The 18,111-nt window shown below is 35.6% G+C and carries 18 protein-coding genes, 1 tRNA gene and 1 pseudogene; 9 read left to right on the top strand and 11 right to left on the bottom strand.

The genetic code is table 11. From position 1 onward, the window contains the following. The first annotated feature begins 20 nt into the window (after positions 1-20). From ftsZ to OLM56_RS00855, 4 genes are all read left to right on the top strand, one after another. Positions 21-1,952 (top strand): cell division protein FtsZ, encoded by a 1,932-nt coding sequence (gene ftsZ, locus OLM56_RS00870; RefSeq protein ID WP_264528004.1) that lies wholly within the window; start codon positions 21-23, stop codon positions 1,950-1,952. A gap of 166 nt (positions 1,953-2,118) precedes the next feature. After that, the gene (locus OLM56_RS00865) at positions 2,119-2,568 is read left to right on the top strand and encodes a GatB/YqeY domain-containing protein (RefSeq protein WP_264528003.1); all 450 of its coding nucleotides are present in this window, start codon (positions 2,119-2,121) and stop codon (positions 2,566-2,568) included. A 29-nt stretch (positions 2,569-2,597) separates the two neighbouring features. Beyond that, positions 2,598-2,671: transfer RNA gene (locus tag OLM56_RS00860), tRNA-Arg, on the top strand. A 92-nt stretch (positions 2,672-2,763) separates the two neighbouring features. After that, complete coding sequence (locus tag OLM56_RS00855; RefSeq protein WP_264528002.1) at positions 2,764-3,558, top strand: zinc-dependent peptidase; 795 nt, start codon at positions 2,764-2,766, stop codon at positions 3,556-3,558. Between the two features lie 62 nt (positions 3,559-3,620). On the opposite strand, the pseudogene rpe reads toward OLM56_RS00855, so the two are convergent. From rpe to OLM56_RS00840, 3 genes and pseudogenes are all read right to left on the bottom strand, one after another. After that, positions 3,621-4,284, bottom strand: a pseudogene (gene rpe / locus OLM56_RS00850) (ribulose-phosphate 3-epimerase). Between the two features lie 423 nt (positions 4,285-4,707). Beyond that, positions 4,708-5,571, bottom strand: coding sequence for an RNA polymerase sigma factor RpoD/SigA (locus tag OLM56_RS00845; protein WP_026707723.1), 864 nt, complete (start codon positions 5,569-5,571; stop codon positions 4,708-4,710). A gap of 99 nt (positions 5,572-5,670) precedes the next feature. Further along, positions 5,671-6,627: a hypothetical protein gene (locus OLM56_RS00840; protein ID WP_264528001.1), complete on the bottom strand. Its 957-nt coding sequence runs from the start codon at positions 6,625-6,627 to the stop codon at positions 5,671-5,673. 100 nt (positions 6,628-6,727) lie between these two features. Between OLM56_RS00840 and OLM56_RS00835 the strand changes: the two genes are divergently transcribed. Further along, positions 6,728-7,306 carry a hypothetical protein gene (locus tag OLM56_RS00835; protein ID WP_264528000.1) on the top strand — a complete coding sequence of 193 codons (579 nt, stop codon included), beginning with the start codon at positions 6,728-6,730 and terminating at the stop codon, positions 7,304-7,306. Then, positions 7,299-7,913 (top strand): hypothetical protein, encoded by a 615-nt coding sequence (locus tag OLM56_RS00830; protein WP_264527999.1) that lies wholly within the window; start codon positions 7,299-7,301, stop codon positions 7,911-7,913. The genes OLM56_RS00835 and OLM56_RS00830 overlap by 8 nt, the downstream gene beginning before the upstream one ends. Positions 7,914-8,010: 97 nt before the next feature. On the opposite strand, the gene OLM56_RS00825 is transcribed toward OLM56_RS00830, so the two are convergent. From OLM56_RS00825 to OLM56_RS00790, 8 genes are all read right to left on the bottom strand, one after another. Beyond that, a complete protein-coding gene (locus tag OLM56_RS00825; RefSeq protein WP_264527998.1) occupies positions 8,011-8,691 on the bottom strand; it encodes a hypothetical protein in 681 nt (226 codons plus the stop codon). A gap of 305 nt (positions 8,692-8,996) precedes the next feature. After that, positions 8,997-10,412: a hypothetical protein gene (locus OLM56_RS00820; protein ID WP_264527997.1), complete on the bottom strand. Its 1,416-nt coding sequence runs from the start codon at positions 10,410-10,412 to the stop codon at positions 8,997-8,999. Next, positions 10,402-10,953, bottom strand: a complete 552-nt coding sequence (locus OLM56_RS00815; RefSeq protein ID WP_182492740.1) for an RNA polymerase sigma factor — start codon at positions 10,951-10,953, stop codon at positions 10,402-10,404. The genes OLM56_RS00820 and OLM56_RS00815 overlap by 11 nt, the downstream gene beginning before the upstream one ends. Positions 10,954-10,982: 29 nt before the next feature. Continuing rightward, positions 10,983-12,269, bottom strand: a complete 1,287-nt coding sequence (locus OLM56_RS00810; protein WP_264527996.1) for a DUF1566 domain-containing protein — start codon at positions 12,267-12,269, stop codon at positions 10,983-10,985. Between the two features lie 46 nt (positions 12,270-12,315). After that, positions 12,316-13,158, bottom strand: coding sequence for a hypothetical protein (locus OLM56_RS00805; protein WP_264527995.1), 843 nt, complete (start codon positions 13,156-13,158; stop codon positions 12,316-12,318). A gap of 138 nt (positions 13,159-13,296) precedes the next feature. Further along, complete coding sequence (locus OLM56_RS00800; RefSeq protein ID WP_121375175.1) at positions 13,297-15,450, bottom strand: polyribonucleotide nucleotidyltransferase; 2,154 nt, start codon at positions 15,448-15,450, stop codon at positions 13,297-13,299. A gap of 152 nt (positions 15,451-15,602) precedes the next feature. After that, a complete protein-coding gene (gene rpsO / locus OLM56_RS00795) occupies positions 15,603-15,872 on the bottom strand; it encodes a 30S ribosomal protein S15 (RefSeq protein ID WP_121375174.1) in 270 nt (89 codons plus the stop codon). Between the two features lie 192 nt (positions 15,873-16,064). Beyond that, the gene (locus OLM56_RS00790; RefSeq protein WP_264527994.1) at positions 16,065-16,520 is read right to left on the bottom strand and encodes a GAF domain-containing protein; all 456 of its coding nucleotides are present in this window, start codon (positions 16,518-16,520) and stop codon (positions 16,065-16,067) included. Between the two features lie 74 nt (positions 16,521-16,594). On the opposite strand from OLM56_RS00790, the gene xrtF reads away from it, so the two are divergent. From xrtF to OLM56_RS00775, 3 genes are read left to right on the top strand one after another with little or no spacing between them, the layout of a single operon-like run. Beyond that, positions 16,595-17,143 (top strand): exosortase family protein XrtF, encoded by a 549-nt coding sequence (xrtF, locus tag OLM56_RS00785; protein WP_264527993.1) that lies wholly within the window; start codon positions 16,595-16,597, stop codon positions 17,141-17,143. Further along, positions 17,127-17,582: an exosortase F system-associated membrane protein gene (locus OLM56_RS00780; RefSeq protein ID WP_264527992.1), complete on the top strand. Its 456-nt coding sequence runs from the start codon at positions 17,127-17,129 to the stop codon at positions 17,580-17,582. Before xrtF ends, OLM56_RS00780 begins: the two co-directional genes overlap by 17 nt. Before the next feature lie 53 nt (positions 17,583-17,635). After that, positions 17,636-18,061 (top strand): HYC_CC_PP family protein, encoded by a 426-nt coding sequence (locus tag OLM56_RS00775; RefSeq protein ID WP_264527991.1) that lies wholly within the window; start codon positions 17,636-17,638, stop codon positions 18,059-18,061. Positions 18,062-18,111 lie beyond the last annotated feature (50 nt).

Below are 18,111 nucleotides of genomic sequence, written 5' to 3'. Positions count from 1 at the left end.
AGAAATTAAAACCAAATATTATGATGAGCAACTCAGATTTTGGAAGCATTTCATTTGATTTACCAAAAAATCAATCAAATGTAATTAAAGTAATTGGTGTAGGAGGAGGCGGAAGCAACGCGATCAACCACATGTTTCAGCAGGGAATTAAAGGAGTGGATTTTATTGTCTGCAACACAGATTCTCAAGCTTTGCAGAATAGTGCAGTTCCAAACAAGATTCAGTTAGGGGTTAACCTTACAGAAGGTCTTGGAGCTGGAGCAAACCCTGAAGTTGGACAACAGTCGGCTATCGAAAGCATTGCTGATATCGAGAAGATGCTTGACAGCAATACCAAAATGGTTTTTATCACGGCTGGAATGGGCGGTGGTACTGGAACTGGTGCTGCGCCGGTAATTGCTCAATTGGCTAAAGAAAGAGACATCCTTACAGTAGGGATTGTGACTATTCCTTTCCAATTTGAAGGAAAAGTTCGTTCTGACCAAGCCTTGTTAGGAGTAGAAAGATTGAGAAAGCAAGTAGATTCGCTTATCGTAATCAACAATAATAAATTAAGAGAAGTATACGGAAATCTTGGCTTCAAGGCCGGATTCTCAAAAGCGGATGAAGTTTTGGCAACAGCCTCAAGAGGTATTGCTGAAGTAATTACGCACCACTATACTCAAAATATCGATTTAAAAGACGCAAAGACCGTATTGTCAAACAGCGGAACGGCTATTATGGGTTCGGCTACGGCAATCGGAGAAAATCGTGCTAAAGAAGCTATCGTTTCAGCATTAGATTCGCCTTTGCTAAATGATAACAAAATTACAGGCGCCAAAAACGTATTGTTGCTTATCGTTTCTGGAACCAACGAAATTACGATTGATGAAATCGGAGAAATCAATGACCACATCCAAGCTGAAGCGGGCTTTAATGCTAACATCATCATGGGAGTTGGCGAAGATGATACGCTTGGCGACTCAATCGCTGTAACGATCATTGCTACGGGATTTAACGTAGAACAGCAAAACGAAATCGTCAATACCGAGCCAAAAAAAATTATCCACTCATTGGAGGATGAGCAAAAAATGGGTCGTGACTTGATGCAAAAGCAAACGATTCCGTCTTTTGATCTTGCGCCTTCAGAAGAAAAAAAAGAAGTAGTAAATGATGAAAAAATTGTTTTTGCTTTGGAAGATTTCGACGTATTTGAAGCAAAAGTAGAAGAACCGGAAATCGTTTCTGATTTGGTAAAAACGACAGAATTCATCAAGAATATTGATGTGGAATTCCAGATTGTTTCTCCTATCAGCGAACACGAATTTTACATCACGACTCCAGAAGTTAGAGAAATGGAAGTACGCGAGCCAGAATTTGTAGCTTACAAAGAAGAAGAGCAGATTACTTTTTCTTTTGACTTGCCGATTGCAAAAACAGAAGCGCCAAAAGAAGACCGAATTCTTTTCGAATTGTCAAACGAAACTAAAGAAATCAAGGTGAATCAGCCTGTTCAAGTGGTTCCGATGACTGAATTGAACGAGAAAGGCATCATTAAATATTCTCTAGAAGAATATATGGAGGTTGAAAACGAATTGCTTCAATCGAAACCAGCTGCAAAAGTAGAGGAGCCAGTTGACAAAGAATTGGATTTGACGATGAAAGTTGAAACTCCAAAATTCAACAATCCAGCTTTTGAAGAAATTTCGCCTCTTGAAATGACCATCGAGCAGACCTTGAAAAAAAGAGCTGACGAAAGAAGGATGAAGATGAAAGAATTTAATTATAAATTCCACAACAATCCTTCAAGAGTTGATGAATTTGAAAAAGAACCAGCATACAAAAGAATGGGAATTGATTTAAACAGTGCCCAAGCTGACAATAGCAAATCTAGGATGTCACTAGGAACAGACAGTAACGATGATTTACAATTACGTTCAAACAATTCGTTTCTTCACGACAACGTAGATTAACTAACTCAAACCAAAACCCGATAACCCGAAAATTGAATGTGATTTTCGGGTTATTTTTTTTATCTTCGCATCAAGTTTAAAAAATAAGGCAATGGCAATAAATTTGAAAAATGCCTCTTTGATTTTAAGCATTATGAGAAGAACTTAATAAAAAGAATCATACTAAATGAGCTTGCAAAACCAAATCAACGAAGAAATCAAAACGGCTATGAGAGCCAAAGATACTGTCAGCCTTGAATCGTTAAGAGCTGTAAAGTCGGCTTTATTACTGTTACAGAGCGAATCTGGAGCAAAAGAAGAGATTTCTCAAGATGAAGAAATTAAGCTTTTACAACGATTAGTGAAGCAACGAAAAGACAGCGCCAATATTTATACACAGCAAGGAAGACCTGATTTGGCTGAACCTGAATTACTACAAGCCTCTATCATCGAAAAGTTTCTTCCGGCTCAATTAAGTGAAGAAGAAGTAGAAGCTGTTGTGGCAAAAATCATTGCCGATACAGGAGCTTCTGGAATGGCTTCGATGGGGAAAGTAATGGGCCAAGCTTCTGCTGAATTAGCTGGAAAAGCAGATGGCAAGACTATCTCTACAATCGTAAAGAAATTATTATCATAAATAATATTTTAGACTAAACTCTAAAGAATGACCCTGTAGTTCAACTGGATAGAATATCAGATTTCGGCTCTGAGGGTTGGGGGTTCGAACCCCTCCAGGGTCACAAATTTTTAAAGGGACTAGGCTTAGTCCCTTTTTTATTTTCCAAAACGTAATGCTTGGATATTGAATATGGGCGAAACAATTTTAGTTTTTTTGACATACATACTTGTTGTAATCGTGTCTTTATGCATGATTATGGGCTTTTTAAGACTTGTTGTTGAGCCAGCTTATGTGTTGGCATTCAACAAGCCGTTATATCTGCATTGGTATCCAATTCCTAAGAAATTAAAATCTTCTCAAAGATTGATGTTGGAAAAAGAATTTTCTTTCTACAGAAAGCTTTCAGGCAAACGGAAAACTTATTTTGAGCATCGTGTAAAATCGTTTATTGAGTATTATCAATTTCTCGGCAAAGACGTCCATGTTTCTGAAGAAATGAAGATCATTATAGCCGGAACCTATGTTATGCTAACATTCGGAATGCGGTATTATCTCACTCCTTTGTTTCAAAAAATTATCATCTATCCGAGCCAGTATTTTTCAACCATAACAGAGCAGAATCATAAAGGCGAATACAATCCAAGGTTGAAAGCCGTGGTGTTTTCATGGGAAGATTTTCTTTTAGGACATCAGACGACTAATGACAATGTAAATTTAGGACTTCATGAATTTACACATGTACTACATTTTCATGCCATAAAAGGGAAAGATGCTAGCGCTTCTATATTCTACGACGAATTCAATGAGATTGTAAAATACTATAATGATGCTAGAATGTCTTCTGAATTGACGGAGAGAGGGTATTTCCGGGATTATGCTTATGAGAACCAATTTGAATTTCTATCAGTGCTTCTAGAACATTTTTTTGAATCTCCGGAGACTTTTAAAAAAGAATTTCCTGAACTATACGAAAGAGTAAAGGCAATGATTAATTTTAACGAAGAATAAACCAAATAAAAAGACCTGCCAACGAATTTGTTTGCAGGTCTTTTTTATGGATAACAGAGATATTAAATTGCCGTGATTTTCTTTAAATCAGCAATAGTCTCTAGTTGATTTTCTGCTTTGAATACATAGCTGCCGGCAACTAGAACATCGGCTCCTGCTTCGGCTAATTGTCTTGCGTTTTTGTTAGTAACGCCGCCGTCTACTTCAATTAAAGTGGTTGCTTTGTTTCGAGATATGATTTCTTTTAGCTGTCTTACTTTTTTATAAGTTGATTCAATAAATGATTGACCGCCAAAACCAGGATTAACGCTCATTACACATACTACGTCAATATCGTTGATAATGTCTTCTAGAAGGGTAACGCTTGTGTGTGGATTCAAAGCAACTCCAGCTTTCATGCCTTCTGCTTTTATAGCCTGTAGCGTTCTGTGTAAGTGCGTACAAGCTTCATAATGGACGCTTAGTACATTTGCTCCAAGCGATGCAAAAGTCTTGATATAACGATCAGGATCGATAATCATCAAATGTACGTCGATTGTTTTTTTTTGCATGTTTTTGGATAGTTTCCAAAACGGGCATTCCATAAGAAATGTTAGGAACAAAAACACCATCCATGATATCAATATGAAACCAGTCGGCCTCACTAGTATTGATCATTTCCAGGTCGCGCTGCAAGTTCCCAAAATCAGCAGCAAGCACAGAAGGTGCGATTAAAGTATTTTTCATTTGTAGTTGTGTTGTATAAAGTTCAAAATTGAAAATTCGTTAATCAATATTCAAACTTTTTTCAGTTGTGTGGCAAAGATACTATTTTCAAAATATTTTGAATGTTGAATATTCAATTTGGAATAAAGTTTTTAAACTAAAAAACAAAACTCTGGAAACCCGAGCGAAGCGAACAGACCGAGGTTTTGTTTGATAAAAAAACAAAACTCCGGAAACCCGAGCGAAGCGAACAGACCGAGGTTTTGTTTGATAAAAAAACAAAACTCCGGTAATCAGCCGGAGTTTCAATCATCAATCAAAAAACGAACAGTTTTGAACTGTTGTTGCGTTAAATATTGTAGTAAATGAATGTCAATTTTTTGGAAAACCAATATACAAATAAATTCTAACAATCAAAATGATTATAGAAAACTTTGCAATTGTTTATCCTAAATAGGTTTTTAAGATCTTGCTTCTTGAAGTGTGTTTCAGTCTGCGGATTGCTTTTTCTTTAATCTGACGCACACGCTCGCGTGTCAAATCGAAAGTTTCGCCTATTTCTTCCAAAGTCATCGGATGCTGGTCGCCTAAACCGAAGTATAAACGGACAACATCTGCTTCTCTTGGAGTCAATGTTTCCAAAGAACGCTCGATTTCTGTACGAAGAGATTCGTGAATTAGCTCTCTATCTGGATTTGGAGATTCTCCTGAACGTAAAACGTCGTAAAGGTTTGAATCTTCTCCTTCCACAAGAGGAGCATCCATAGAAAGGTGACGTCCAGAATTTTTCATAGATTCTTTTACGTCGTTCACCGTCATATCCAATTCTTTTGCAATTTCTTCAGCAGATGGCGGACGCTCGTTTGATTGCTCAAGCAACGCATACATCTTATTGATCTTATTGATAGAACCGATTTTGTTCAAAGGCAGACGAACAATACGAGATTGTTCTGCCAAAGCCTGCAAGATAGATTGACGAATCCACCATACAGCGTAGGAGATAAATTTGAAACCACGCGTTTCATCGAAACGTTGCGCGGCTTTTATAAGACCTAAATTTCCTTCGTTAATTAAATCAGGAAGTGTAAGTCCTTGATTTTGATATTGTTTTGCAACCGAAACTACGAAACGCAAATTGGCTTTTGTCAATTTTTCTAACGCTCTCTGGTCTCCGGCTTTTATTTTTTGAGCTAATTCTACCTCTTCATCAGCTGTAATAAGGTCAACTTTTCCAATTTCTTGTAGGTATTTGTCTAAGGAAGCAGTTTCACGGTTAGTTACCTGCTTGGTAATTTTGAGTTGTCTCATTTAGTTTCTCCTTAATTTAAGTATTCAGGTTGTTATACGTAACGAGTTGCCAAAAAGTTACAAAAAGGTAAAAAAAATATTTCTATTTTTAGTCTTTTGTTATATTTCGAAGTCTAACTTGTTGATTTTCTGTAAATAAAAATCAATTTTTTGATGGCCTCTACCAAAGAAAATTTTTCGATCGCGTGTTCCTGACAAGTTTAACGACTTCGAATTTTTAATTTGATGGATAAAATATTCCGAAGCGTTTCGACAAGTCGATTCATCTTCTGTAATAAAATAACCAAGCATGGTGTATGGAATAAATAAAGATTTCTTTTCTGGACCAGACATAAGCACATTGTTGTTCAAGATCAGCAACTCATTATAATATAAATGATATCCTGTCGAGTTCTTGCTTGATTTTTCTTCAGCTTTCTGTAAAAGTTTTTTTAAATCTTCATAGAGAAGTACTGCATTGGAATGCGATAATAATCCGGATTCAAAAAAATATAAGATTTGCTGTAATGTACTGTTGATGGTAGTGTCGTTCCAGATTTCATGAACTTCAGCATTTTCATAAACACTTTGCAGCTGTGAACTATATTCTAAAAGTGACTGATCTAGAGTGAACTTTTCAAAGTTTTCCTGATTTTCTGTTCCAACCAAAAGATTCAGCCATACATATAATTTGAATTTTGAAAGCAATGTTCCTCCAATAGTATAAAAAAGAGGAATATCTTTTGAAGAATAATACATCTTCGAGTTGGCGGCATAAGGTTTCAGATTTTGAGCTGATTGTCTAAAGTATAATGCCAAATCTTCTAGTGAACGTATTTCTTTTGTCTTTTCTGCAATTACTTTATTGCTATCTCCTTTGAAAATATTGTCCATCGAAATGGAATAGTGCTGGCAGAGCTTTACGGTTTCTTCAATCGAAAACTTGCTTTTGCAAGAGACTCTTCGATGAGAAGCATCATAACTTATGTGTAAGACGGAAGCTATTTCTTCAATTAAGGAAGAATTTTTAGACAGGTGCTTTCTGATATTCCCTAGTAAAAGGTCTTGATTACTCATTTTTTTGCGATTATCACAAATGCTAAAATACAAAATATTATTTAGCACAATATTATTTGCGATAAACAAAAGAATTTTGGACTACTAAAAATAAGTAATCATGAAAACAATCATTGAGAATTTTGACAGCTTTCAAAAGTGCATTGGCAACTCTTTGAAACGAAACTGGCCGTTTTTATTTGCGTTTTGTATCACTTCGTGTACGGTTCACAATCAAATTAATCGGGAAGATTTTAAAAACATTCCTAAAAAATTTTCGGGTAAATTTTATGATCAATTGGATACGGTGCATGTTCAGTATGATAATAAGATTTTTACCAGGAGTTTGATGAAGCACATTTCCAATGTAGATAATATCAATTATTCAAAGCCTATTCAAATAGATATAGAAAATAAAGAACTGTTTTTAAGTTTTGAGGATACTCGTGCAAAACGTTATGTCTTGAAATTTTATGGAAAGCATTATAAGAACAAATTTGTTTTTCATACCAATTACGAAACGGTTTCCTTTCCGATCGTTTTTATAACCAAGAGCATGACCAAATACTCGATTTACTTACCTAGCGAAAAAGAAATAGTATTTGAGGAACATAATGTGAACGAAGGGATGCTATTACTTTTTGGAGCAGGAAATTCTCACAAATCAGATAATAAATTTAAACTTTTGCCAAATGAATAAAATGCTTTTTTTGGTTTTGATTGCATTTGAGATGAATGCGCAAGACACTATTGTTTTTCCGAAAATCGATTTATATAAAAGAAATATTATAGAAGTGAGTTATGGGATTCCGCTTGGTGCTTTGGCCGACAAATATGAAAGTTCGATTAACACGGCTTTTTATATGAGGACAAAAATTGCAAAACGTCAATTTATAGATTTTGGTGCTGAACTTAGCGGTATTGTAAAAGGGAAAAGCATTTCATATAAAGAGAATAATGAAAATATACTATTGGAAGGAAGTAAATCTTCTTTTTTATTAGGGTTAAGATATACAAGATTTTTATATCAATCTCCTAATGAAAATTTCCACATTGAGTCAAATTCTGGAATCGGTTGGAAATATTTGCATTATAGCAAGCCCGATGGAGAACGTTTTGATAAAATGGACTTGAAGCCGACGCTTCACACGATTGCTTTCTCACAAGGAATTAAAATTATGTTTTATGGATTTGGAGTTCATTGCAATTACCATTATTCGCCTTATGATTTATTCAATTCAAGGGCAGGGAAAGATTTTGGGGCTTCTTCTATAAATCTCGGTTTATCTGGAAGCTGGAATTTTTAGACAGCAATAAAAAATGCTAAAAATGCCCGCGCGAAGATGGTTTTAAGAATAATAAAAGTGGCTACTAGGTATAGGTAGCCACTTTTATTCTTTATAATTATAGAGAAGGCTCAATATAATTTAATGGTTCTGAAGCGCTTTTTAACGCGCCGCTTTTTACTGGAACAAATTTTCCAGTCGCAGAATCATACGTAATTGAAATTTCAGTTACATTGCCTCCAAATTTTAATTCAGTAATAGGAGAGGTTATAGTAGTAACAACTGAATTGCTAACAACTTGAGATTGCAACCAGATATGAAGAGTGGTGTTTGGGGACATTACCGCAGTACTTTGCATTAAAGCTGGGGTTGCAGAAACGGCATTTCCAATTCTTTCAATTCCATTCACGGTGGCATTTTGATGAAGACCAACTGTCATATAAGGTTTCATTCCAAATTGGTTTAACAATAGAAATGCGTTTGGATATCCTCCGCCCATAGGTCCAACGATTCTTCCAGAGTCTTGTAATACATATTGTTTACCCATTTCTGATCCAATTGGAGTGTTTGATAATTGAGATAAGGTCGCACCATTTCTGATGTCAGCAGCCGATGCGTAAATTCCATATTCTTCTTTCCATGAAAATAGGTTTGTTTGCAAGGGCTTGAAAACTTGCCATGCAACATTTGTAGGACGTCCGTCAGAAGGTTTTCCAATGATGACATTCGTTCCTGTTACATACAGGATGTTCAATTGCTCGTTTGTAAATACTGTTTTTAAATTGAATTGTTGTGACATGATTCTAGATTTTTGTGGTTGTTCCTACTCATATGGCTTTTCGGTATCCGCCAAGATTGCTTGTTTTGCTTAGTAAAAGTAAAGGCAATTCGGTTTTTTATGGAAGAAAATGCTACGAACTAGAAAATAGATGTCACGGAAAGAAGAAAAAGAGACATGAACTATTAATGAGAATAAACTTGACAATTAAGAATACCAGTTTTTGCTGTAAATGATATTTTGAGACAAAACTCACGTACAAATTAAAAGCCCCATTTCAGATTAATGAAATAGGGCTAAGATAACTAACCAACTTATCTAACTAACTAATTGTTTAAATTATACTGGAATCCGGTCTGGAGTCCAAAGGATATTTTTTTAGGCGAGCCTTCCGAAGGATTGAAATGATATTTAAAAATAGGCTCAGCGTTGAAACGTAAATTTTTGGATATTTTATAATAGAATCCTGCTCCAAAATTCGTCGTGAAATGTACTTTTAGAAGATCGTTTCTTTTACCAATGATGAGGCTTTGGTTATTTTTTTCGACCTCTATGGTATTTTTATTCAGGTACAAGGTGCTGATGCCGCCAATGGCCTCGATTCCGATTTTTTTATCTAACAAAGTATACTTGAGTTCAAACGGAATCTCTAAAAAAGAATATTCTTCTCGGATATCAAGATTTTCATTATTAAATTGTGCCGCAATCGAACTGTTTGTAATGCCTGGCTTATATTCTATATTTTCAAAGTTACTTGTATTAAAGTTCACATTTTGAGTTGTAGTATTAAACTTGGAAAGGCTGGCACCCAATCGAAGATTTAGTCTTTCAGTTATATTTACGCCAATATAACCGCCAAAATTGAACGTAAATTCAGCACTAGATTTATTGTTTTCAAGGCGGTTGTCTAAAGAAGATTTGTTTGAAAATAGTCCGTAATAAGTAGGAGCAACATATCCAAAAACATAGAATTTGCTAAAAGGTTTGACACTGTCTTTTACGGTTTTTTTCTCGTCTTTTACTTCAGGCTTTTTTTCTTTCTTTTTCTCTTTTAGGCTGTCCTTCTTTTTTTCTGTCGGAGTTAAATCAGTTTCTGTATTTGCAGAGTAGTTCCTTTGATTCTCGGCAATAGTTGTATTTGTAGTTTGAGATAAGACATCTTTTTCAAATGGAGCTTTTTCTGAAGACTTATTCCCAAGACGTGATTTTTTACTTTTACTTTTTGCTGCTTTGGAAGAATTTTGCGCTAAAGCTTTAATTTTTGATTTTTTTTGAAATGCATTGCTCGATTTGAATTTGGTGATTTTTGATTTTTCAGATGAACTTATGCTGTTACGTGCTGAAGCATTGTCGGAACTATTAGCATTGTCTTTTGAAGTTGGAGAATTGATTTTCTCATGACCCATTTTAGAATTACCAGAATTTGAAGTATCGGTAGAGTTTGTAGTAGAGCTGTTATTGTCATTGGCACCATTGCTACTGTTGTTTTTCTCGGTAGCATCTGTCTTGTTATTATTGTAAAACGGAAAATTTCTGCTCCATTCCAATGTTGAAAAAGGCAGTAATAAGAATAGGAATAAGATCGCAATTCCGGTAGTTTTTATCCAGAATGGCAACAGTCTTCTTTTTTTCTTTTTTTTCAGCTCGGCATTTATTGAGTCCCAAACTTTAGGGCTTGGAGATTTATCCAAACCGTCAATTTTGTCCCTAAATGCTTTTCCTATGTCTTTTTTATTCTCCATTGCTAATATTGTAATTGTTATGGAATGAATTTTTCTGCTTTATCTTTTCTTTCAAGATGGTTTTGGCCCTATGCAGATTCGATTTGGATGTATTCTCTGAAATTTCCAGCATTTGCGCTATTTCTTTATGTGAATAATCATCCAGTTCATACAAGCTGAAAACCAACCGGTATTGCGTTGGAAGCTCTTGAATCAATGATAAAATCGTATCTAAAGAAAAATCGATTTCTTTTTCCTCAATCAAAGTGTCTTGAAAATCATCTTTGATCGGAACCATCTGGTAGCTTTTTTTATAACTGTCGATGGCTTTGTTTATGGTAATTCGTTTTATCCAACCTTCAAAAGATCCCGAGCCATTGTATTTTTTAATATTGGTGAATATTTCAATGAAAGCATTGTGCAGGTTGTCTTCGGCTTCGGCCTCATTGCTGCAATACTTTAAGCTCAGCACAAAAAGAATATCTTTATACCTGTTGTATAATTCTTCTTGTGCTTTGCTTTTTTGCCTGATGCAGTCCTTTATGAGGCTTTCTAAGTTCAATGGATAGTACGTACTTTAATTAGTTGACTTTAAAAATATCTGACAGCTCTAGTATTTATAACGACTGACGGGATTTTTGCTGCAGAAACTGAAGTGCCATTGCTAAAGTCAATTGCTTTTGCTGTAGTACCATCTATTTCTGTAGAACTCCAATATAATGAATTTGTATAATTGCCCAAGTTTTGCGTATGCAAGTTTTGATACATCAATTGCAATTCATTTTGAGAAGGTAAAAACCAGTCTTTATAGCTGTTTAAGTTATATTGTAAGGCTTTCTTGGCAGCAACGGTACCATTATTTAAGGCATTGCAAATCGCAGGAACCGCATAATAGTTCGTCAAATCATCATGATAATTGGCTATTACAGCAGAATTAAACAGTCCGCTTCCGATTTCAGGCTTGCTGATGCTTTGGGTTTGCGAACCAGAGCATCCCCATTCAAATGGACCTAAATCAATCAAGGAAGTTTCGATATACCGCCAGCCTTCGCTATAGCTTCCTTTATCGTAAAAAACAATTCCTCCTGCTGGACCTGTTTCGCCAACGTGATATTCTGTTAAGGTTTGGCAAGATTTTCTTAAGATAATATCTTTTTGGCCGTTTAGTATTCGCATTTCGGTTTCGGTGACTTCTACTTCTCTGTCAATACTCAAGTCTTGCGCCACTTGTGAAGTTCCTCCGAGATGAATATTCATGTGAAGTTTGTCATCGACAAATAAAAACACCCATGTCCCAACATAACTTGTTCCGTCAAATCGAAAAGTTAGAGAACCATCGCCATTTGTTTCGAAAAAGCCGCTCGTATATTTATTGTCTTCTCCAGCGGTGTATTGGATTTTCCAAACACATGGAGAATTATCGCCGAATAAACCGCTACAATAGCTAATGATGTCTTCTTTGGAACAGCTATCGATTGCCAGTTTCAGTTCCTGATTGTTGTTTATCCTAAAGATCGTACCATCTGCCAAAGTCGTGCTGATGGGATAGCTAATACTGATAGAATGATCGCCAGGCAATTGTCCTAAAAATGCGCTGAATTGGTTGTCGCCGATCAGGTTATGGATGCCGATTTGGTGCAAATCTGAGTCATAAACCAAAACGTTTATTGGGTAGATAAAATCAAGGCAGACTACATGCTCTGTAGGATTGTTTCCTTCGGAAGTTACGCCTTCAATAAGCTTGAACAGTTCGGAATCTTTAGTGATTACGTTTCTTACCACGTTAACCGATTCATTGTCATCCCAATCATTGCCACAGCCATTTATTCCAAGAAGAATAAAGAAAAGGCCGAATAAAATAAGTTTGTTTTTTTTCATAGCTAATTTTTTTGAAGAAATAATAATTTACATAATCATAGATTGTTTAATTATAGAAATAAGTAGTTTCGTATGTGGATGTGACGTTCGGAGAATTCTGATTGACGTAAGTATGTTTTTCAGACATCTTATAATTGAATCCGTTAAAAATGGTCTCGTAGGTGTTCTCGGGATTATTAATTTCCTGCGGATAAAAATTACCTTCGCGCCCTAATTTTTGAAGATCGTTCGCAATCAAGATACTATTGTTTAGTTCGGTAGGAATCCTTAAGAGATTGCTGGGTTTTGGATTTGGGAAGTAATTGAATGTAATTGATGTAGTGCCGTCAGAGATTGAAATCGGCTTGTCACCTTGAAATGTAATAACCCTTTCTTTATTGGTAAGGATATCTAATTCTTTATAAATTATTCCATTGCTGTTTTTGTAATACTTCCTGTAATTGGAGGTCTGGTTATTGATGTCATTATGCATGACGGAAGTAATCGTGTTATCCGGATTATAGACATATGTAAAACTGATTGCATTGTTAGCAGGTGATGTGTGGCGGGAAATTAATTTGCCTTGAGTGTCATAGCCTTCGATTTGACTTACATCGCTAGAGCCGTCAGTAGTGTAGCTTGTGTATTTTTTTATATTTCCTTCTGTAGAAACGACACGTCTTGTGTACCATTGATTCTGAGCATCAAAAGTAGTGTCGGCAAATGCCTTATTGTCTGAATAATATACTATTCTTTTGCTATAATGCCCAGCCGTATTCGAAGAAATGATTACCGCTTTTTTAAGAGTCATTAAGTTCCCGTTTTCCGGAGAATCGTTGCTCTCATCATTGGAACAAGAAATTAAGCTGATGCTTATTCCCAAAACAAAATAAATCGCAAGCTTTTTCATAATTAATCTTTTAAGGTTTTCTATAAAAAAGACTTAGAAAGATGAAAAGGTTGCGTAAAAAATCATAAAAACTTAAAAGCCCCATTTCAAATTAATGAAACGGGGCTTCAGTTGAATTAACCTTTATATAAAAATTAATTATTTTTTCTCCTCTCTTGGAGGTTTTGATTCTTCTCTTGGAGGTCTAGGAAGCAATGCTTTTCTAGAAACTTTTTCTTTTCTTGTTTTTGGATCAACGCCCAAGTATTTCACTTGGAAAACATCGCCCATTTTTACAACATCAGAAACATTTTCAGTTCTTTCCCAAGCCAATTCCGATACGTGAAGCAATACTTCATTTCCTGGAGCAGCAGTATATTCTACAACAGCACCAAAGTCAAGCATTTTAATAACTTTTACTTCGTAAGCTTCTCCCATTTGTGGTTTGAAGATGATAGAATCGATTTTTGCCAATACAGCTGCGATTCCATCAGGATCTGTTCCAAGGATTTCAACAACACCTTGTTCGTCCACTTCGTTGATAACGATTGTCGTTCCAGTAGCTTTTTGTAATTCTTGGATTACTTTTCCGCCAGGTCCAATCAATGCACCAATGAAAGCACCGGGAATTGTACGCATGATGATTTTAGGAGCGTGAACTTTAACATCCGCTCTTGGGCGATCCAAAGTTTCCATCAATTTTCCTAAGATATGCAGACGTCCTTCACGAGCTTGAGCCAAAGCTTGCTCCATGATTTCATATTTCAATCCGTCAATTTTGATGTCCATTTGACAAGCTGTAATTCCTTCAGAAGTTCCAGTTACCTTGAAATCCATATCTCCCAAGTGATCTTCATCACCTAAGATGTCAGATAAAACAGCAAAACGATCTCCATCAGTAATCAATCCCATCGCAATTCCAGAAACTGGACGAATCATTTGAATACCAGCATCCATCAAAGATAATGTTCCAGCGCAAACAGTAGCCATTGAAGAAGAACCGTTAGATTCTAAAACTTCAGAAACCACACGGATTGTATAAGGGCAATCAGCAGGAATCATGTTTTTCAAGGCTCTTTGTGCCAAGTTTCCGTGACCCACTTCTCTTCTTGAAGTTCCTCTTAAAGGACGAGCTTCTCCTGTTGAAAATGGAGGGAAATTATAGTGTAAGTAGAATTTTTCTTCTCCTTGTTCTGATGGCGAATCAATTTGGTTTGCTTCTCTAGAAGTTCCTAAAGTTGCAGTTGCTAAAGCTTGAGTTTCTCCACGCGTGAACAATGCAGAACCGTGAACTGATGGCAGATAATCTACTTCGCTCCAGATAGGTCTGATTTCTGTAGTTTTTCTTCCGTCAAGACGAGTTCCTAAATCTAAAGTCACATTACGAACAGCTTCTTTGTTAGTTTTGTAGAAATATTTAGAAACTAAATCTCCATTTTCTAACAATTCTTCTTCTGTAAATAATGCTTTTACTTCTTCTTTTACGGCATCAAATGCATCAGAACGTTCGTGTTTTGCCGAACCTTTGCTTGCAATTGCGTAAATTTTATCATAAGCCGCTTCTTTTACTTTTGCGTAAATAGCGTCGTCAGATTTTTCTTTTTCGTATTCACGAATTTCTTTTTTTCCAAAAGCCGCTGCCAATCTTTCTTGAGCATCGATTTGTACTTTGATATGTTCGTGAGCAAATTTAATGGCTTCCACCATTTCCTTTTCTGAAATTTCTTTCATTTCACCTTCTACCATTGCGATAGAATCTCTTGAAGCTCCAATCATCATGTCAATATCAGACAATTCTAATTGTGCGCGTGATGGGTTGATGATGAATTTTCCATCAATTCTTCCAACTCTTGCTTCAGAAATTAAAGTTTCAAAAGGAATGTCAGACAAAGCAAGCGCTGCTGAAGCGGCCAAACCTGCTAATGCATCTGGCATAACGTCTTCGTCATGAGACATTAATTGAATCATAACTTGAACCTCTGCATGGTAATCGCTTGGGAATAGCGGACGCAAAACACGGTCAACTAATCTCATTGTTAATACTTCGCTATCACTTGGACGAGCTTCTCTTTTGAAGAAACCGCCAGGAAAACGACCTGCTGCAGCAAATTTTTCACGATAATCTACCGTTAATGGTAAAAAGTCGATACCTGGACTTGCTTTTCTTGCGGAAACAACTGTACCTAAAATAACAGTTTTTCCAATTCTTACTACTACAGAACCGTCAGCTTGTTTGGCCAAACGCCCTGTCTCGATTGTGATGCTTCTTCCATCACCTAAATCGATGCTTTCTACAAATAATTGTGGAATCATAAATTAATTCTCTAATTGATTAAACAATGGGTTTTAGTTGTGTTGTAGTTGTTGTTGTGTGTAGTTGTCTAAAACCCAATGAAAAACCAAACTTTTCTTGCAATATGTGTAAAAACAAAAAGAGGCGCGTGAGCACCTCTTTTCTATTGAAATTATTTTCTAATATTCAATTCTTTGATAATCTCACGATATCTGTTGATATCTTTCTTTTTAAGATAATCAAGCAAGCTTCTTCTTTTACCTACTAGTAGGACAAGCGAACGCTCAGTATTGTAATCGTGACGATTTTTTTTCAAATGCTCTGTCAAGTGGCTGATTCTGAATGTGAACAACGCGATTTGACCTTCTGCTGAACCTGTATTTTCAGCTTTTCCTCCGTGTTTAGCGAAGATTTCTGCTTTAACTTCATTAGTTAAGTACATGCTAATATTATTTAAATGATTATTATGTATGAATAAGTTTTTCTTATTCGTGTGCAAAGGTAATATTTATTTTTAGAAAAAATAATTTTCAGATTGAAAGATTTAAAAAAATAAAACCTTCTATACAATTCTAGACTAATAGCTTAGTCAATAGAATCTTTCAAGCCTTTGCTTTCAGGGATTTTTAAATAACTAAAATAGTTTAGCTGTTTCTGCATTTACAAATTCCAAGAATCGTTCGTCCATTTCTGTAAACGGATCTAAGACATTAGAATCGATATCTATTTGTCCAATGTTTTTTCCTTCAACGAAAAGCGGAATCACGATTTCAGATTTTACGGTAAAGCTGCAGGCTATGTAGTTGTCTTGGGCTTTTACGTCTGGAACGACGAAATTTTTATTAGAAACAGCAACCTGTCCGCAGATTCCTTTCCCGAACGGAATGACAGTATGGTCTGTCGGTTCTCCAGCATAAGGTCCTAAAATCAGTTCTTCTTTTTCGCCATTCCTAAAATAAAAACCAACCCAGTCGTAGTAGTCAATATTATCTTTCAAGAGGTGGCAAATTTGCATCAGTTTGTCATCTCTCAAAGTGTCTTTATGGTGAATTATATCTTGAACCTTAGGTTTTAATTCTTCGAAAGTCATAATTTAATTATTTATATACAAAGGTATTTAATTGCGTAAAGCTAAAATTGTATAGTTTTGTTAAAAATATTTTTTTGAAAAGCTACTTCGTCCAATATCGGCCTTTTTTTATTTTCCTGCTGAAGTTCTTTGTGACTTATGGAGTGCTGACTTTTTTTTACCAATTGTACTTAAATAGCTTTGATGCCGCACGTTTTGAAACAGACGGTTTTACAAAGTTTGTAGCAACTCAGACGAATGATGCTCTTTTGCTTTTCGGGCAAAATGCTTATACTCTGCCACATCCGACGCAGCCTTCTGTTAAGCTTTTTCTAAATGAAAAATTTATTGCAAGGGTCGTAGAAGGTTGTAATGCGATGAGCGTCATGATTCTTTTTGTGGCTTTTGTTATTGCTTTTAAAGGAAAATGGAAACATACCGTCTTATTTGTCTTGGCAGGAATTTTAATTATTCACATATTAAATATTCTTAGAATCGCGCTTCTGGCAATTGCTTTGTATCATTATCCGCAATATGAACATGTTTTACACGGTGTCATTTTTCCGCTCTTCATTTATGGAGTCGTATTTGGATTGTGGGTTCTGTGGGTCCAAAAATTTTCATTGCATGCAAAAGCTTCTTAACTATAAAAAAGAAATCGGGTTTTCGATCTTGTTGGTTTTTTTGCTGGCTTTGGTTAGAAGCTTTGAAGAGTTGTTTTATGATCCATTTTTGGAATATTTCAAAAGTGATTATATGAAATTGGCTTTTCCAGAGTACGATTCACTAAAGTTGTTTTTCAGCCTTTTTTTAAGGTATGCATTAAATAGCCTGATTTCGCTTTCCATTATTCAAGTACTGTTTAAAGATTTTACACTGACAAAATTTGCAGGAATCTTATATCTTATCTTTTTCCTGATTTTGATACTTGTCTTTTTTTCAATTCTTAATTTTTCTGATGAGGACAACAATCTGATGCTTTTTTATGTGAGAAGATTTTTAATCCAGCCACTTTTCTTATTGCTGTTCGTGCCGGCATTTTATTATCAAGATAAGATTTCGAAAAAAAATAACAATTCTTAAATAGTTTTGTGTCCGCAATTTTAATAGTTTTGCATCAGATAACTTCATAATCAATGAATTTAAGAAAGAGCACCAGTTTGATTTTAGCATTTTTCCTGTTGGTTTCCAACATGGGATTGGCTTTCAACGTGCATTTCTGCGGAGGCGAAGTGTCTTCGATTTCAACAAACTATAAAATTTCAGAAGCCTGTGCGATGCCTAAAAAAGCAAGTGCGCAGAAAAAATGCTGCGCTGCAAAAGCGGAAGAAGGCAAAAAATGCTGTTCTGATAAAAAAGTAGACCTTAAGAAAAAATCAGAAGAAGTTGTCGTAAAAACATTTTCTTTCCATGTTGCGCTTCCTTTTATTGTGCAAGACTGGAAACCTGTAGTGTTTGAAAATCCGTTACAATCTACAAAACAAGACACTATTGAATACTACTGCGATGCCAATGCGCCGCCACTATTCAAGCTGTATTCCCAATATATTTTCTACGCGTGATTTGATAGGTAATGACCGAGCCATTTGCATGGCAAATTTTCATTTACACT

It is taken from the genome of Flavobacterium sp. N2550 (assembly GCF_025947265.1).
Taxonomy (GTDB): Bacteria; Bacteroidota; Bacteroidia; order Flavobacteriales; family Flavobacteriaceae; genus Flavobacterium; species Flavobacterium endophyticum.
Note: the sequence above shows the minus strand (reverse complement) of the source record. Positions and strands in the feature narration are given on the sequence as shown.

Bases quoted from the DNA above. Each gene is read 5' to 3' on its own strand.
- ftsZ (WP_264528004.1), top strand. From the start codon at position 21: ATGATGAGCAACTCAGATTTTGGAAGCATTTCATTTGATTTACCAAAA.
- OLM56_RS00865 (WP_264528003.1), top strand. From the start codon at position 2,119: ATGAGCTTGCAAAACCAAATCAACGAAGAAATCAAAACGGCTATGAGA.
- OLM56_RS00845 (WP_026707723.1), bottom strand. From the start codon at position 5,571: ATGAGACAACTCAAAATTACCAAGCAGGTAACTAACCGTGAAACTGCT.
- OLM56_RS00840 (WP_264528001.1), bottom strand. From the start codon at position 6,627: ATGAGTAATCAAGACCTTTTACTAGGGAATATCAGAAAGCACCTGTCT.
- OLM56_RS00835 (WP_264528000.1), top strand. From the start codon at position 6,728: ATGAAAACAATCATTGAGAATTTTGACAGCTTTCAAAAGTGCATTGGC.
- OLM56_RS00830 (WP_264527999.1), top strand. From the start codon at position 7,299: ATGAATAAAATGCTTTTTTTGGTTTTGATTGCATTTGAGATGAATGCG.
- OLM56_RS00825 (WP_264527998.1), bottom strand. From the start codon at position 8,691: ATGTCACAACAATTCAATTTAAAAACAGTATTTACAAACGAGCAATTG.
- OLM56_RS00820 (WP_264527997.1), bottom strand. From the start codon at position 10,412: ATGGAGAATAAAAAAGACATAGGAAAAGCATTTAGGGACAAAATTGAC.
- OLM56_RS00810 (WP_264527996.1), bottom strand. From the start codon at position 12,269: ATGAAAAAAAACAAACTTATTTTATTCGGCCTTTTCTTTATTCTTCTT.
- OLM56_RS00805 (WP_264527995.1), bottom strand. From the start codon at position 13,158: ATGAAAAAGCTTGCGATTTATTTTGTTTTGGGAATAAGCATCAGCTTA.
- OLM56_RS00800 (WP_121375175.1), bottom strand. From the start codon at position 15,450: ATGATTCCACAATTATTTGTAGAAAGCATCGATTTAGGTGATGGAAGA.
- rpsO (WP_121375174.1), bottom strand. From the start codon at position 15,872: ATGTACTTAACTAATGAAGTTAAAGCAGAAATCTTCGCTAAACACGGA.
- OLM56_RS00790 (WP_264527994.1), bottom strand. From the start codon at position 16,520: ATGACTTTCGAAGAATTAAAACCTAAGGTTCAAGATATAATTCACCAT.
- OLM56_RS00780 (WP_264527992.1), top strand. From the start codon at position 17,127: ATGCAAAAGCTTCTTAACTATAAAAAAGAAATCGGGTTTTCGATCTTG.
- OLM56_RS00775 (WP_264527991.1), top strand. From the start codon at position 17,636: ATGAATTTAAGAAAGAGCACCAGTTTGATTTTAGCATTTTTCCTGTTG.